The following is a 14,320-nucleotide window of genomic DNA, read 5'->3' as shown; positions in this document are numbered from 1 at the left end:
CGGTGAGCAGCACGATTGTCCACGTGCTCCGGCACGGCGAGGTGTACAACCCGGACCAGATCCTCTACGGGCGGCTGCCCGGTTTCCGCCTCTCCGAGCTGGGCGTGCAGATGGCCAAGGCGGCCGCCCAGGGCCTCGCCGAGCGGGAGATCGTGCACGTGGTGGCGAGCCCGTTGGAGCGCGCCCAGCAGACCGCCGAGCCGATCGCCGCCCAGTTCGGCCTGCCCGTCGGGGTGGACGAGCGGCTGATCGAGAGCGCCAACTGGTTCGAGGGCAAGAAGGTCTCGCCGGGCGACGGCTCGTTCCGCGACCCGCGCAACTGGTGGGTGCTGCGCGACCCGGTCACCCCCTCCTGGGGGGAGGCGTACCAGGCGATCGCGGAGCGGATGTTCGCCGCCCTGCAGGCCGCCCGGGTCGCCGCCGAGGGGCGCGAGGCGGTGCTCGTCTCGCACCAGCTCCCCATCTGGACGCTGCGCCGCTACGTCGAGCGCAAGCGGCTCTGGCACGACCCGCGCCGCCGGCAGTGCGGCCTGGCCAGCCTCACCTCCTTCCACTTCGACGGCGCGAAGGTGAGCGGGATCGCCTACACCGAGCCCGCCGCGCACCTCATCGCTATGTCGGCGACCGCCCGGACAGCCAAGGGGGCCTGATGAACGCCCGCAGGTGGACCGCTGGTCTGCTCGCCGCCGTCACCACGGTGACGGTGGTTGCCTGCTCCTCGGCGAGCGGGGAGGAGGCCTGCGGCACCAACTCCGACGGTGTCATCGAGTGCGCCCCCGACCAGCGCTCGGCGGCCCCGAAGATCAGCGGTGAGCTGGTCACCGGCGGCAGCTACGACGTGGCGACGGACCGCGGCCGGGTCGTAGTGCTCAACTTCTGGGGCTCCTGGTGCAATCCGTGCCGGGCCGAGGCGGACGACCTGGAGAACACCTACCAGGCCACCAAGGACTCCGGGGTGACCTTCATGGGCATCAACATCCAGGACCAGCGGGACAAGGCGAAGGCGTTCGAGGAGGGCCGGGTCACCTACCCGAGCCTCTTCGACCCGCCGAGCCGGCTGGCACTGGCCATGGACATCCCGCCGAACACCATCCCGGCCACCGTCGTGCTGGACCGGGAGGGCCGGATCGCCGCGGTCATCCGGGCCGCGGTCAAGCAGGACGGCCTCCAGCCCATCGTCGAGCGGATCGCCGCGGAGTCGCCCGCGCCGACCGGCCAGCGCTGATGGGCGAGACGTTCCGCGAACTCGCCCAGTCCGGCCCGCTGCTGCTCGCCATCGGCGCGGCGGCGCTGGCCGGGCTGGTCAGCTTCCTCTCGCCGTGCGTGCTCCCGCTGGTGCCGGGCTACCTGTCGTACGTCACCGGGCTGGCCGGCGCCGACCTGGAGGGCCGCCGCCCGGCGCCCCCGGCCGACGACGCCGCCGCCGGTGGCGGGGTGGCGGTGCTCGAACGGACCGAGCGGGCCGCCGTCAAGGGCCGGGTGCTCGCCGGGACGATGCTCTTCATCGGCGGCTTCACCGTCGTCTTCACCGCCACCGCGATCCTCTTCGCCAGCGTCGGCAAGGTCTTCTTCGAGTACGAGCGCACGCTGGAGATCGTCATCGGCGCGCTGATCGTCGTGCTGGGGCTGGGCTACGTGGGGCTGGTGCCGGGCATGGAACGGGAGTTCCGGATCTCCCGGCTGCCCTCCGCCGGGCTGCTCGGCGCGCCGGTCTTCGGCGCGGTCTTCGCGCTCAGCTGGGTGCCCTGCGTCGGCCCGACGCTCGGCGCGGTGATCGGGATGGCCGCCGTCGGCGGGCAGACCGACCGCGCGGTGGTGCTCGCCGTGGCGTACTGCCTGGGGCTGGGGATACCGTTCGTCGTCTTCGGGCTGGGCTTCCAACGCCTGCTCGGGGTCTTCCGCGCCGTCCGGCGCAACAGCCGCTGGGTCACCCGGGTCGGTGGCGCCCTGCTGATCCTGATCGGCCTCGCGCTGGTCACCGGCGGGTGGACCAACGTCGTGATCTGGTTGCAGACCACCGTCGGGGTGGGTGAGGTGAGCATCTGATGACCGTCGTGGACGAGCGGCCGGCCCCGCTGGCCGGGGCGCCCCGGCGCCGGCCCAACCCGGTGCTGGCGCTGCTGCGCAACTCGTGGCGGCAGCTCACCAGCATGCGTACCGCGCTGGTGCTGCTCTTCCTGCTCGCGGTCGCCGCCATCCCCGGCTCGGTGCTGCCCCAGCGCGGCGTCAACCCCGAGGACGTCCGGGACTTCTTCACCGCGCACCCCGACCTGGCCCCGGTGCTGGACCGGATCGGCGCGTTCGAGGCGTTCGGCTCGATCTGGTTCTCCGCGATCTACGTGCTGCTGTTCACCTCGTTGATCGGATGCATCACCCCCCGGCTGCGCGAGCACGTCCGGGCGCTGCGGGCGAAGCCGCCGGTCGTGCCGAAGCGGCTGAACCGGCTGCCGCAGCACACGGTGCTGACCGCGCCGGAAGGTGGAACGGCGGCGATCGCCGAGGCGCTGCGCCGCCGGCGCTGGCGGGTGGTGGTCCGGGGTGACGAGGTCTCCGCCGAGAAGGGCTACCTCAAGGAGACCGGCAACCTGCTCTTCCACACCTCGATGGTGGTGGTGCTGGTGGGCGTCGCGCTCGGCTCGTGGTACGGCTGGAACGGCAACAAGCTGCTGGTGGCGGGGGCGGACAACGCTTTCTGCAACACCCAGCAGCAGTACGCCGAGTCGAAGTTCGGCCCGCGCGTGGGCAGCGGGGACCTGCCCGACTTCTGCCTGCGGCTGGACGAGTTCCAGGCCCGGTTCCTCGAGACCGGTCAGCCGGAGTTCTTCAACGCCACGGTGACCGAGTTCGACAAGACCGGCCGCGAGCGGCAGCAGGCCGACTTCTCGGTCAACTCGCCGCTGCGGCTCGACGGCGCCAACGTCTACCTGCTCGGTCACGGCTACGCCCCGGTGATCCGCTACATCGACCGGTTCGGCCGCAGCCAGACCAGCACGGTGCCGTTCCTGACCACCGGCGACATCGGGCTGACCAGCGAGGGCCTGGCCGCCTTCCCCGACGCCAACGTCGACCCGGCGACCGGCGGGCGGGACCCGAACCTCCAGGTGGCCTTCTCCGGCCTCTACCTGCCGACCGCACCCGAGTCGCCGCCGTACGCCCGCTCCGAGTACCCCACCGAGCGCAACCCCGCGCTGAACCTGGTGGCGTACCGGGGCAACCTGGGGCTGGACGCGGGCATCCCCGGCTCGATCTACGAGCTGGACCAGCGGCAGGTGCGGGCCGGCAAGCTCACCGAGGTCGGCACGAAGCTGCTGAAGAAGGGAGAGACCTGGACGCTGGACGACGGCAGCCGGGTCGAGTTCCTGGGCAGCGAGCAGTACATCACCATCTCCGTCCGGTACGACCCCGGCTCGACGCTGCTGCTGGCCAGCTCCGTGGTGCTGCTGGTCGGCCTGATGGGCTCGCTCTTCGGCCGGCGCCGCCGGGTCTTCTTCCGGCTCCTGCCGGCCGGCGCCGTCGACCCCACAGGTGGATCTCCGACGGCCGGTAGTAGTTTGGTCGAGGCCGGTGGCCTGCCGCGCACCGACCACCCCGGGTTCGCCGACGAGTTCGCGCAGCTCGTCGCCGCGGTCAGCGGTGACGGTCGGCCGGACGAGCGGGCCGGTGCGGGTCGCGACGGAAGCGACCCGGCCGGAGCGCGAGAAGGAGCCGAGTGATGTCCGCACTCTCCGACCAGCTGGTGACGTTCGCGATCCTGGCGTACCTGATCGCGATGATCAGCCACGCCGTCGAGTACGCGCTCGGCAACTCCCGCGGCCTGGCCTCCGCGGCGCCCGCCCGCGAGCTGGTCGGCGCCGGCGTCGGGGCGAGCGGCGGCGGAACGCCGGTCGCGCCGGCCGGGCCCGGGACGAGCCGAGCCGAGCGCACCGCGCACCGGGCCCTGCTGGCCGGCCGGGTCGCCGTCGGGGCGACCGTGGTGGCCGCCCTGCTGCACCTCGCGGCGCTGGTCACGCACGGCATCGCCGCCGACCGGATGCCCTGGGGCAACATGTACGAGTTCGTGCTGACGGTCTCGTTCATCGGCGTCGCCGCCTGGCTGGTGGTGCTGGTGAAGCGGCCGTCGCTGCGCCGCCTCGGGCTCTTCCTGACCCTGGTGATGGTGCTGCTGGTGGCGACCGCCGAGCTGGTGCTCTACGTGCCGATCGTGCCCCTGGTCCCCGCGCTCAACTCGTACTGGTTCATCGTCCACGTCTCGACGATCGTCTTCTCCTCGGGCATCTTCCTGCTCGGCGTGGTGCCGGCGGTGGCGTTCCTGATGCGGGCCGGCTACGAGCAGGGCAAGCGGAGCTTCCCGTACATCCTTGCGAAGCGGATGCCGGCGGCGGCGGCCCTGGAGCGGCTGACCTTCGTGCTGCACGCCTTCTCCTTCCCGATCTTCACCTTCGCGGTGATCGCCGGGGCGATCTGGGCAGAGGCGGCCTGGGGCCGGCCGTGGGGCTGGGACCCGAAGGAGACCTGGGCGTTCATCTCCTGGGTGGTCTACGCCGGCTACCTGCACGCGCGGGCCACGCCGAGCGTGAAGCGGAACGTGGCGACCTGGCTCGCCGTGCTCGGCTTCCTCACCGTGCTGATGAACCTGTTCGGCGTGAACATCTTCTTCGAGGGCCTGCACTCGTACGGCGGCCTCTGACGGAGCTGCTTCCGCCTGCGGGCGGCCAGCCGTCGGCGGTCCGGACGTGATCCTCGTCGATCTGACGCGCCTCCACGCCAGCTCGGCCGGTAGCGGCGACAGCCCGTCCGTGTCGCCGACAACGTACGCGTCCGACATGCGGCAACCCTCGCGCAGCTCGCGGCCCACAACCAGCACCCGAGCCTGCCGCTCATCACAAGATCTTGGACAGTTTCCGTTAGCACCTGACAGGAAGTGTCCAAGATCTAGAAGTTGGGCCGGTCGCGCGTTTGGCGATCAAGGCGGGAGCTGCGGCAGTCGGGGTGCGCGGGGTGCGGTCCGGCCGCGCGTAGCGGGAGAGATTGGTCCGGTCCTGGTCCTGCCCGGTCAGCCCCCGAACCAGCCGGGTACGTCGAGCCGCAACGGGTTGGCCGGCGTTACGGCCCGCAGGTCGTCCTCCATCGCCGCGACCCGGTCCGGGCCGAGGGTGGCGGCCCACCGCTGCCGCAGCCGGTCGAAGACGACCGCCGAACGGCGCAGCCCGTCGAGGCCGCGCGGGGTCATCCGGACCAGCTTCCGCCGCGCGTCGCGCGGGTCGTTGGCGCGTTCCAGGTAGCCGAGGGCGACCAGTCGATCCACCGTCTTGCCGGCGGCCTGCTTGGAGATGCCGAGGTGCTGGCCCAGCTCGGTGGCGGTGGTGCCGTCGGCGCCGACGGCCTGGAGCACGAAGCCGTGCAGCGGCCGCAGCTCCGGGTGCCCCTGCCGGGCCAGCTCCGCGTGCAGGTCGTCGATGAGCGTACGGAAGCCGGCCAGCAGCAGCAGGGGCAGTAGGTAGCCGGGCCGCTCGGGCTCAGTCGTTGCCATGTTCGACAACCGGGTTTACGATTTGGACAACCACGTTGACGACCTTACGTCACGCAGGATGCAGTCGCGTCCCCGCCGTCGCCCGCACCAATCCCGAGAGCAGGCCCACGTGTCCGTCTTCACCACGCACACCCCCGAGACCGCGCCCGCCGCCGCCCGCCCGGCCATCGAGGGGGTACGGCGGAAGTTCGGCTGGCTGCCCGCCCCGGTGGGGCTGATGGCCGAATCCCCGGAGCTGCTCGCCGGCTTCCTCACCGCCAACCGGCACTTCGAGTCCAGCGGGCTCGCCCCGCTGGAGCGCGAAGTGGTGGTGCTGGCCGTCGCCGGTCGCAACGAATGTCACGTCTGCGTCGCGCTGCACACCGCCACCCTGACCCGGCTCGGCGCCGACCCCGAGCTGATCGACGCGCTACGGGCCGGCACGCCGCTGCCCGACGCGCGGCTGGAGGCGCTGCGCCGGTTCACCCTCGCCGTGCTCGACCACCGGGGCGCGGTGCCCGACGACGGGGTGCACGCCTTCCTGGCCGCCGGCTTCGAGCGGCGGCACGCGCTGGACGTGGTGCTCGGCGTCGGCACGTACACCATCTCCACCTTCGCCAACCGGCTCACCGCCGCGCCGCTCGACCCGCCGCTGGCCGCGTACGCCTGGGAGCCGGCCGCCGCCTGAGAGGTCGCGGCGTCCCGGCGGGCTGGGATGCCGTCACGTGCGGGTGTCGGGTGGCGAACGGTTGCGTCGCGTCCGTCGATCCGGATCGAGGCGGCAGAAAGTGGCGTCCCGGATGCGGTCAGCGGGTGGGTGCCGGACCGTCGTGGACGGCCGCGAGGACCGCGTCAGGCGCCGATGCCCCGGCTCACGCCACCCGGAGTCGTCGTCGCCGCACCCGGTGCGGGAGACTGGGCGGCATGGCGGCTCGTGGCTTCCCGTACACCGATCTGAAGGACTTCCTCGCGGCGCTGGAGCGCGCGGGTGAGCTGCGGCGGGTGAGCGTCCCCGTCGACCCCACCCTGGAGATCAGCGAGATCGTCACCCGGACGGTCCGCGCGGGTGGCCCGGCGCTGCTCTTCGAGCATCCCACCCGCGGCGAGATGCCGGTGGCGATCAACCTGTTCGGCACCGAGAAGCGGATGGCGATGGCGCTCGGCGTCGACTCGCTCGACGAGATCGGCGACCGGATCGGCGCGCTGGTCAAGCCCGAGCTGCCGGTCGGCTGGTCCGGCATCCGGGAGGGGCTGGGCAAGGTCATGCAGCTCAAGTCGGTGCCGCCGCGCAAGGTGAAGACCGCCCCCTGCCAGCAGGTGGTCTACCGCGGCGACGACGTCGACCTCAACAAGCTGCCCGGCCTCCAGGTCTGGCCCGGCGACGGCGGGATCTTCCACAACTACGGGCTGACCCACACCAAGCACCCGGAGACCGGCAAGCGGAACCTGGGCCTCTACCGGCTCCAGCAGCACGGCCGCAACACCCTCGGCATGCACTGGCAGATCCACAAGGACTCCACCGCCCACCACGCGGTCGCCGAGCGGCTCGGCCAGCGGCTGCCGGTCGCGGTCGCGATCGGCTGCGACCCCGTCGTCTCGTACGCCGCCTCCGCGCCGCTGCCCGGCGACATCGACGAGTACCTGTTCGCCGGTTTCCTGCGCGGCGAGCGGGTCGAGATGGTCGACTGCCTGACCGTGCCGCTCCAGGTGCCGGCGCACGCCCAGATCGTGCTGGAGGGCTACCTGGAGCCCGGCGAGCGGCTGCCCGAGGGCCCGTTCGGCGACCACACCGGCTACTACACCCCGGTCGAGCCGTTCCCGGTGCTGCACATCGAGGCGATGACCATGCAGCGTGAGCCGGTCTACCACTCGATCGTCACCTCCAAGCCGCCGCAGGAGGACCACGGTCTCGGCAAGGCCACCGAGCGGATCTTCCAGCCGCTGCTCAAGCTGCTGATCCCGGACATCGTCGACTACGACCTGCCGGCCGCCGGGGTGTTCCACAACTGCGCGATCGTGTCGATCCGCAAGCGCTACCCGAAGCACGCGCAGAAGGTGATGAACGCGATCTGGGGCGCGCACCTGATGTCGCTGACCAAGCTGATCGTGATCGTCGACGAGGACTGCGACGTGCACGACTACAACGAGGTGGCCTTCCGCGCCTTCGGCAACGTCGACTACGCCCGGGACCTGCTGCTCACCGAGGGCCCGGTGGACCACCTGGACCACTCGTCGTACCAGCAGTTCTGGGGCGGCAAGGCCGGCGTCGACGCGACCCGCAAGCTGCCCGCCGAGGGCTACACGCGGGGCTGGCCGGAGGAGATGACCATGTCCCCCGAGGTCACCTCCCTGGTCGACAAGCGCTGGAAGGAGTACGGGATCTGATGACCGCCGTGCTGGAGCCCGTCGAACGCCCGGGCCGGGTGAAGTCCTTCCTCAAGCTGGTCGCGATCGAGCACTCGGTGTTCGCGCTGCCCTTCGCGTACCTGTCGGCGCTGACCGCCATGCAGGTCGACGGGGGGCGGGTGCGCTGGCTCGACCTGCTGCTGATCACCGTGGCGATGGTCGGGGCGCGGACGTTCGCGATGGCCGCCAACCGGATCCTGGACCGGCGGATCGACGCGCGGAACCCGCGTACCGCGAACCGGGAACTGGTCACCGGGGCGGTGAGCGTGCGGACGGCCTGGACCGGCGCGGCGGTCGCCCTGGTCGTCTTCCTCGCCGCCGCCGCCCTGCTCAACCCGCTCTGCCTGGTGCTCGCCCCGCTGGCCGTGATCCCGCTGGTCGTCTACCCCTACGGCAAGCGGTTCACCAACTGGCCGCACGCCATCCTGGCCATCGCCCAGGCGGTCGGCCCGGTCGGCGCCTGGCTCGCCGTCACCGGCACCCTCGACGGCTCCTGGCCGGCCTGGCTGCTCGGCGCCGCGGTGGGGCTCTGGATCGGCGGTTTCGACCTGATCTACGCCTGCCAGGACGCCGACGTCGACCGAAAGATCGGCGTGCACAGCGTCCCGGCCCGCTACGGGCTGCGCTTCGCGCTGCACGCCTCCACCGTCGCGCACGTGGTCACCTTCGCGCTCTTCGTCTGGTTCGGCGCGCTGCTCGGCTTCGGCTGGCTCTGGTGGATCGGGCTGGCGCTCACCGCGGTCGCCTTCGGCTACCAGCACCTGGTGGTCAGCCCCACCGACCTGAGCAAGGTCAATCGGGCGTTCTTCACCGCCAACGGGTTCGTCGGCATCGCGCTCTTCGCCTTCGCCCTGCTCGACCTGGTGATCCGGCTCGGCCTGCGCCCCTAACCGGCGGGGTAGCGGGCGGACTCCAGGGTCCAGTCGACGGTGCCGCGGACGGCGTTCGCGACCCCGTCGAGGTGGGTGGCGACCGACTCGTCCAGCGCCGGACCGAACGACGGCACGGTCGCGCGCAGCGCCACGAACCGCGCCATCGACTCCCGCCACCGCTCGGCCACCACCGCCACGGCGGCCTCCACGGGTACGCCCCGCTCGGCGGCGACCGCCAGCACCAGGTTGTGCCCGCCGGAGGTGGACCGGTCCCGGTCCAGCGAGGCCAGGTCGTTGTACCAGGAGAGCAGGTCGTTGCCGAGATCGCCGAGCCGGCGCAGCAGCGGGTGGTGGTAGACCGGGTCCGGGAGCGGCCGGCCGGTGGCGAACTCGATCAGCGGGTACGAGACGTACGCCGCCGAGGTGGCCCGGCGCAGCTCGACGTACTCGGCCACCCCGGGCACCCGACCGGCCCTCCGGGCCACCGACTCCCGCCACGCCCCGTCCAGGTGGTGGGCGACCGCGTCGGCGAACCGCACCCGCCAGCGCGCCGGCATCCGGCGGCGCGGCGCCCGCCACGCCTCCACCAGCAACCGGCGCAGCGGTCCGTCGAGGCCCGGATGCCGCCGGCGCGGGCCCTCGTGCAGCAGGCTCAGCGTCCCGCTCCGCAACGCACGTAACTGCGCCGGGCCGAGCGCGCCGTCGCAGGCGTCGTCGACCAGGAAGAACCAGGTGAACAGGGCGGTCAGGGTCCGCAGGTCCGGCTCGGTGGCGTCCGGGTAGAGCCGGCCCGCGTACCGGGCGAAACCGGCCCGGCGCACGGCGTCGACGTCCACCGGCAGACCCCACCGGGGCAGCCGGTCCATCAGCCACTCCTGCACCGCGTCCGCGTGCGGGGAGAGCCGGGGCGGGATCGGACAGGCGGACCGGAGCGACCAGAGGACGCCTTCGACCATGCCCGATCCTTCCCGTGCCGGCGCGGGTCGCCGACGGCAGCATGTCAGGTCCGTACCGGCGGCGCCGCCCCGGCCGGCGTCCCGGCGGTCACGGTACGGCGGCGACCCGGCGGCACGGGCCGCCCGCCGCCCGGGGGGCCGGCGGGCGGGGCCGGGCGGCCACCAGGCAGGCTGGACGGCATGCGCGAACCATGGGTGGTCGGAGTCTCCGGGGCGTCCGGCACGCCGTACGCGGCGGCCGTCGTCCGTGGGCTGCTCGACGCGAATGAACCGGTGGACCTGATCGTCTCCCGGGCGGCCCGGCTGACCGTCCTCGACGAGACCGGCCGGCCGTTCCGGGACGGCCACTGGGCCGAGGACCTGGCCGCCTGGCTGGGCCGGGACCTCACCGGCGCCGACGTGCGGCACTGGCCGGCCGGCGACCTGGCCGCCGGGCCGAGCAGCGGCTCCTACCGGGTACGGGGGATGGCGGTGGTGCCGGCGAGCACGGCCGCCTGCGCCGGGATCGCGATCGGCCTCTCCAAGGACCTGTTGCAGCGGGCCGCCGAGGTCAACCTGAAGGAGCGGCGGCCGGTGGTGCTGGTGCCCCGGGAGACCCCGGTGACCCGCAGCCACCTGGAACACCTGATCGCGCTGCACGACGCCGGGGCGGTGGTGCTGCCGGCGAGCCCGGGCTTCTACGGCGCCGGGGCGAACGCCACCGCCGGGCAGTTGGTCGACTTCGTGGCCGGCAAGGTGCTCGACGCCCTGGGCGTGCCGCACACGTTGTTCCGGCGCTGGTCGGGGCAGCTCGCCGCCGACCGTTCCTGAGCCCGCTCGCTCCGCTCAGACGGAGGCGGACCGGTCCTGACGGCCGGTCCGCGTACCCGTTCGCACCATTCAGTACATCCCGGCGTTGGCCGGACCCGGCCCGGTCGAGGCGGCCGGGCCCACGTTGCGTGGCTTGCCCATGTCCTCCGCCTCGTCCAGCATGCCCTCCCCTTCCAGCAGGGCCCGCACCTCGGATTCCCGAAACCGGCGATGCCCGCCTGGAGTCCGGATGCTGCCTATCCGGCCAGCCGCCGCCCAGCGCGTCACAGTCTTCGGGTCAACCCGAAACAGCGCGGCGACCTCACCCGGTGTCAGCAGGCGATCTCCAGTGTCCACAGCCCCCTCCTCGCGTCGACGAAGCCCCCGGCTGAACACACTGCCCCCGGCCGGTGCGAGCCCAGAGCCGTCATGAGGGACGTATGGCAATTACAGCACCAGCGACCTGGCCTGTCCGCCAAACGCGAAAAACGCACTGAGTGGGAAGTTAGTAAATGGTACCGGCGCCGGACCCCTTTCACCATCAGTCTGGGAACTGTGACACTGCGTGATGTTCAACGGGTGCCGAGCGTCGGACGTTACGCCCGGCCAGCTAAGGTCACACTCCGTGGACGCCATCGACCTGAGCCTCGTCGAGCTGCTGCGCGGCAACGCCCGCCTGTCGTACGCCGAACTCGCCCGGCAGGTCGGCCTCTCCGCGCCGGCCGTGCACGAGCGGGTCGGCAAGCTCGAATCCAGCGGCGTCATCCGGGCGTACCGGGCGGACGTGGAGCCCGAGGCGATCGGGCTGGGCGTGACCGCGCTGATCGGCATCGTCGAGGACTCCGGCGGGGACACCGACGACGTGCTGGAGGCTTTCCGGGTGATGCCCGAGATCGAGTCCTGCTACTTCATGGCCGGCGTCGAGTCGTTCATGCTCAAGGCGCGGGTCGGCACCATCGCCGAGCTGGAGCAGCTGATCGTCCGCCTCAACCGGACCCCGGGCGTCGCCTCCACCCGCACCGGCATCGCCCTGTCGACCAAGTGGGAGAACCGCCCCCAACCCGCCGAACCACCCGCCTGACCGCAGGCGGGTCACGAGCCCTTCCGCAGCGGCGGGTCGAGGGGCTACCTTGCGGCGGTGACGACGCCAGCGAGCGGGACCGCCGTGGTGACCGGCGCGGGCGGCGGCCTCGGTCGGGCGATCGCCGCCGCGCTGCACGCCGACGGCTGGCCCGTACTCCTGACCGACCTCGACGCCGACGCTGCCGCTGCCGCCGCCGCGCCGCTCGGTGGCTGGTCGCGGGGCCTGGACGTGCGCGACGAGGCGGCCTGCGCCGAGGTGGCCGCCGAGGCGGCCGGCCGGGGTGGCCTCGGGCTCTGGGTGAACAACGCCGGCATCCTGGTCACCGGCCCGTCCTGGACGCACGACGCGGCGACCCGGCGGCGGGTGGTCGAGGTGAACGCCCTCGGCGCGATGACCGGCACCCTGGCCGCCCTGGCGGTGATGCGCGGCCAGGGGCACGGCCACGTGCTCAACGTCGTCTCCCTCGCCGGCCTGATCGCCGCCCCGGGCGAGACCGTCTACTCGGCCAGCAAGCACGCGCTGCTCGCGTTCAGCCTCGGCACCCTCGCCGACCTGCGGATGGCCGGCCTGGCGGACGTACACGTGTCGTGCCTGTGCCCGGACGGGATCTGGACGCCGATGCTGCACGACCGGCTCGACGACCCCGGCGCCCTGGCCTCCTTCACCGGGACGATGCTGACGCCGGAGCGGGTCGCCGCGCGCGCCGCCCGACTGGCCCGCCGGCCCCGGCCGGTGGTCAGCCTGCCGCGCTGGCGCGGCGCCCAGGTACGGCTGCTCGACGCGCTGCCCCGGCTGGCGCTCGCGCTCACCCCGGTGGTCCGGGCCGCCGGCCGGTCCGGGCAGCGCCGCCAGCGCCGCCGGGCCGGCCCGGACCCGAGCTGACCTCGCTTGTAACGTTGCCGGCGTGACTCATCTCGACCGGTGCGACGAGGCCAGCCGGACGTGGGTGACCGAGGCGATCGCCACGGTCGAGGCGGACGCCAACCGCTCCGCCGACACCCACCTGCTGCCCTTCCCGCTGCCCCGGACCTGGGGGATCGACCTCTACCTCAAGGACGAGTCGGTGCACCCCACCGGCTCGCTCAAGCACCGGCTGGCCCGCTCGCTCTTCCTCTACGGGCTCTGCAACGGATGGATCGGCCCGGACACCACGGTGATCGAGGCCTCGTCCGGCTCCACCGCGGTCTCCGAGGCGTACTTCGCGCGGATGCTGGGGCTGCCGTTCATCGCGGTGATGCCCGCGTCGACCTCGCCAGAGAAGATCGCCCAGATCGAGTTCCACGGCGGGCGCTGCCACCTGGTCGACGACCCGGCCAAGGTGGTCATCGAGGCGCGCTGGCTCGCCGAGGACAGCGGCGGGCACTTCATGGACCAGTTCACCTACGCCGAACGGGCCACCGACTGGCGGGGCAACAACAACATCGCCGAGTCGATCTACGCGCAGCTCTCCCTGGAGCGGCACCCGATCCCCGCCTGGGTCGTGGTCGGCGCCGGCACCGGCGGCACCAGCGCCACCATCGGCCGGTACGCCCGCTACCGGCGGCTGCCCACCAAGCTCTGCGTGGTGGACCCGGAGAACTCCGCGTTCTATGCGGCCTGGCTGACCGCCGACTGGACCGCCCGCACCGGCCGGGGCTCCCGGATCGAGGGGATCGGCCGGCCCACCGTCGAGCCGTCCTTCCTGCCCTCGGTGGTGGACCGGATGACGCAGGTCCCCGACGCGGCCTCGCTGGCCGCCATGCGCGCCGGCTCGGCCGTGCTGGGCCGCCGGGTCGGGGGTTCCACCGGCACCAACCTCTGGGGCGCGTTCGGGTTGATCGCCGAGATGCTCGCCGAGGGGCGGACCGGCTCGGTGGTCACCCTGATCTGCGACGCCGGCGACCGGTACGCCGACACCTACTACGACGACGAGTGGGTGGCCCGGCAGGACATGGACCTGGCGCCGCACCTGGACACCGTCGAGCGCTTCCTCGCCACCGGGGCCTGGCCGGCCTGACCACCCGCCGTCGTGGTCGCGCGCCCGGGGATCTCAGCGGGCGTCGACCCGCTCGGCCAGACCCGGGTAGCGCAGCACCAGACCGTCGTCGTCCAGCTCCAACTCGGCGCGGAAGCTGTCGCTGGCGTAGCGGACCCGGTGCGGCCCGAGGGGCGTGTAGACCTGCCGGGCGGGCACGACCTCCAGGCTCGGCACCAGCACCCAGGCCACGGTGACCGTGCGGGGCAGGTCGGCCGGCGCGGCGGCCAGCCCGAGCCGGCGCACCGGCAGGCTGTTGAAGAGCGGGGAACCGCCCAGGTCGACGTCGAGGGCGTCGTGCAACCGGTCCGGGTCCTCGACGCCCGGCAGGCCGGCCGGCGGCTGGCCGGCGGCCCGCAGCGCCGCGTCCAGGTCACCCTGCTCGCCGGTGGTCACCCGCCAGCGGCCCGCGCCGTGCTCCAGGCGGACGCGGCGCGACCAGCCCGCCCCCTCGGCCTCCACCTCCAGCGACGTGACGGCCCCGTCCGGCCCGGTGGCCAACCGGTAGCGGCAGGTGTAGGCAATCGGGTCCACGGCGAGTTGGGTGCCGCGAGCGGCGAATCCGGGGCCGTCGTCGAGGACGGCGTGCTCGGCGCCGGCGGTGTCCGTCCGACTCCAGAAGAGTGACCTCGGCATGGGTCGGACGTTACGCGACCCGACCGACACCGGCAGCGCATGCGGAAACGCCGC

General features: G+C 72.9%; 16 protein-coding genes. 12 read left to right on the top strand and 4 right to left on the bottom strand.

The window, feature by feature from the left end; translation table 11 throughout:
- Positions 1-2: 2 nt before the first annotated feature.
- The 5 genes from V6U79_RS07490 to ccsB are packed head-to-tail and all read left to right on the top strand — an operon-like array spanning position 3 to position 4,687.
- A complete protein-coding gene (locus V6U79_RS07490) occupies positions 3-650 on the top strand; it encodes a histidine phosphatase family protein (RefSeq protein ID WP_334528891.1) in 648 nt (215 codons plus the stop codon).
- A complete protein-coding gene (locus V6U79_RS07485) occupies positions 650-1,225 on the top strand; it encodes a TlpA family protein disulfide reductase (RefSeq protein WP_334528888.1) in 576 nt (191 codons plus the stop codon). The genes V6U79_RS07490 and V6U79_RS07485 overlap by 1 nt, the downstream gene beginning before the upstream one ends.
- Positions 1,225-2,046, top strand: coding sequence for a cytochrome c biogenesis CcdA family protein (locus tag V6U79_RS07480; protein ID WP_334614026.1), 822 nt, complete (start codon positions 1,225-1,227; stop codon positions 2,044-2,046). The genes V6U79_RS07485 and V6U79_RS07480 overlap by 1 nt, the downstream gene beginning before the upstream one ends.
- The gene (gene resB, locus V6U79_RS07475) at positions 2,046-3,713 is read left to right on the top strand and encodes a cytochrome c biogenesis protein ResB (protein WP_334614025.1); all 1,668 of its coding nucleotides are present in this window, start codon (positions 2,046-2,048) and stop codon (positions 3,711-3,713) included. Before V6U79_RS07480 ends, resB begins: the two co-directional genes overlap by 1 nt.
- Positions 3,713-4,687, top strand: a complete 975-nt coding sequence (gene ccsB / locus V6U79_RS07470; RefSeq protein WP_334528879.1) for a c-type cytochrome biogenesis protein CcsB — start codon at positions 3,713-3,715, stop codon at positions 4,685-4,687. The genes resB and ccsB overlap by 1 nt, the downstream gene beginning before the upstream one ends.
- Positions 4,688-5,053: 366 nt before the next feature.
- On the opposite strand, the gene V6U79_RS07465 is transcribed toward ccsB, so the two are convergent.
- Positions 5,054-5,530 (bottom strand): MarR family winged helix-turn-helix transcriptional regulator, encoded by a 477-nt coding sequence (locus tag V6U79_RS07465; RefSeq protein WP_334614023.1) that lies wholly within the window; start codon positions 5,528-5,530, stop codon positions 5,054-5,056.
- Between the two features lie 109 nt (positions 5,531-5,639).
- Here V6U79_RS07465 and V6U79_RS07460 point away from each other — a divergent pair, with 109 nt between their 5' ends.
- From V6U79_RS07460 to mqnP, 3 genes are all read left to right on the top strand, one after another.
- Positions 5,640-6,197, top strand: coding sequence for a carboxymuconolactone decarboxylase family protein (locus tag V6U79_RS07460; protein ID WP_334614022.1), 558 nt, complete (start codon positions 5,640-5,642; stop codon positions 6,195-6,197).
- A 236-nt stretch (positions 6,198-6,433) separates the two neighbouring features.
- Positions 6,434-7,894 carry a menaquinone biosynthesis decarboxylase gene (locus tag V6U79_RS07455; RefSeq protein ID WP_334528871.1) on the top strand — a complete coding sequence of 487 codons (1,461 nt, stop codon included), beginning with the start codon at positions 6,434-6,436 and terminating at the stop codon, positions 7,892-7,894.
- Positions 7,894-8,805 carry a menaquinone biosynthesis prenyltransferase MqnP gene (gene mqnP, locus V6U79_RS07450; protein ID WP_334528869.1) on the top strand — a complete coding sequence of 304 codons (912 nt, stop codon included), beginning with the start codon at positions 7,894-7,896 and terminating at the stop codon, positions 8,803-8,805. The genes V6U79_RS07455 and mqnP overlap by 1 nt, the downstream gene beginning before the upstream one ends.
- Here the strand turns inward: mqnP and V6U79_RS07445 are convergent.
- Positions 8,802-9,743 carry a terpene synthase family protein gene (locus tag V6U79_RS07445; protein WP_334528866.1) on the bottom strand — a complete coding sequence of 314 codons (942 nt, stop codon included), beginning with the start codon at positions 9,741-9,743 and terminating at the stop codon, positions 8,802-8,804. The two genes, mqnP and V6U79_RS07445, sit on opposite strands and share 4 nt — an antisense overlap.
- Before the next feature lie 180 nt (positions 9,744-9,923).
- Between V6U79_RS07445 and V6U79_RS07440 the strand changes: the two genes are divergently transcribed.
- Positions 9,924-10,553 (top strand): UbiX family flavin prenyltransferase, encoded by a 630-nt coding sequence (locus tag V6U79_RS07440; protein ID WP_334528862.1) that lies wholly within the window; start codon positions 9,924-9,926, stop codon positions 10,551-10,553.
- A gap of 69 nt (positions 10,554-10,622) precedes the next feature.
- Here the strand turns inward: V6U79_RS07440 and V6U79_RS07435 are convergent, their stop codons facing one another.
- On the bottom strand, positions 10,623-10,889 hold the full coding sequence (locus V6U79_RS07435) for a BldC family transcriptional regulator (protein ID WP_334452084.1): 267 nt from the start codon (positions 10,887-10,889) through the stop codon (positions 10,623-10,625).
- A 268-nt stretch (positions 10,890-11,157) separates the two neighbouring features.
- Here V6U79_RS07435 and V6U79_RS07430 point away from each other — a divergent pair, with 268 nt between their 5' ends.
- Genes V6U79_RS07430 through cds1 form a run of 3 tightly spaced genes read left to right on the top strand, consistent with a single transcriptional unit; the run spans position 11,158 to position 13,612 of the window.
- A complete protein-coding gene (locus V6U79_RS07430; protein WP_334528859.1) occupies positions 11,158-11,613 on the top strand; it encodes an Lrp/AsnC family transcriptional regulator in 456 nt (151 codons plus the stop codon).
- Between the two features lie 57 nt (positions 11,614-11,670).
- Complete coding sequence (locus tag V6U79_RS07425; protein ID WP_334614021.1) at positions 11,671-12,498, top strand: SDR family NAD(P)-dependent oxidoreductase; 828 nt, start codon at positions 11,671-11,673, stop codon at positions 12,496-12,498.
- Positions 12,499-12,520: 22 nt separating this feature from the next.
- Entirely contained in the window at positions 12,521-13,612 is a 1,092-nt protein-coding gene (cds1, locus tag V6U79_RS07420; RefSeq protein WP_334528852.1) for an L-cysteine desulfhydrase Cds1, read from the top strand.
- A gap of 33 nt (positions 13,613-13,645) precedes the next feature.
- On the opposite strand, the gene V6U79_RS07415 is transcribed toward cds1, so the two are convergent.
- On the bottom strand, positions 13,646-14,266 hold the full coding sequence (locus V6U79_RS07415; protein ID WP_334528849.1) for a putative glycolipid-binding domain-containing protein: 621 nt from the start codon (positions 14,264-14,266) through the stop codon (positions 13,646-13,648).
- Positions 14,267-14,320: the final 54 nt, after the last annotated feature.

The organism is Micromonospora psammae (genome assembly GCF_036902725.1).
GTDB lineage: Bacteria > Actinomycetota > Actinomycetes > Mycobacteriales > Micromonosporaceae > Micromonospora.
The sequence above is the reverse complement of the archived record's forward strand: the minus strand, read 5'-3'. Positions and strand labels throughout refer to the sequence as shown.

What these genes read in the sequence shown, in the direction of transcription:
- mqnP (WP_334528869.1), top strand. Translation starts at nt 7,894, where the DNA reads ATGACCGCCGTGCTGGAGCCCGTCGAACGCCCGGGCCGGGTGAAGTCC.
- V6U79_RS07440 (WP_334528862.1), top strand. Translation starts at nt 9,924, where the DNA reads ATGCGCGAACCATGGGTGGTCGGAGTCTCCGGGGCGTCCGGCACGCCG.
- resB (WP_334614025.1), top strand. Translation starts at nt 2,046, where the DNA reads ATGACCGTCGTGGACGAGCGGCCGGCCCCGCTGGCCGGGGCGCCCCGG.
- V6U79_RS07445 (WP_334528866.1), bottom strand. Translation starts at nt 9,743, where the DNA reads ATGGTCGAAGGCGTCCTCTGGTCGCTCCGGTCCGCCTGTCCGATCCCG.
- V6U79_RS07415 (WP_334528849.1), bottom strand. Translation starts at nt 14,266, where the DNA reads ATGCCGAGGTCACTCTTCTGGAGTCGGACGGACACCGCCGGCGCCGAG.
- V6U79_RS07465 (WP_334614023.1), bottom strand. Translation starts at nt 5,530, where the DNA reads ATGGCAACGACTGAGCCCGAGCGGCCCGGCTACCTACTGCCCCTGCTG.
- V6U79_RS07480 (WP_334614026.1), top strand. Translation starts at nt 1,225, where the DNA reads ATGGGCGAGACGTTCCGCGAACTCGCCCAGTCCGGCCCGCTGCTGCTC.
- V6U79_RS07455 (WP_334528871.1), top strand. Translation starts at nt 6,434, where the DNA reads ATGGCGGCTCGTGGCTTCCCGTACACCGATCTGAAGGACTTCCTCGCG.
- ccsB (WP_334528879.1), top strand. Translation starts at nt 3,713, where the DNA reads ATGTCCGCACTCTCCGACCAGCTGGTGACGTTCGCGATCCTGGCGTAC.
- V6U79_RS07485 (WP_334528888.1), top strand. Translation starts at nt 650, where the DNA reads ATGAACGCCCGCAGGTGGACCGCTGGTCTGCTCGCCGCCGTCACCACG.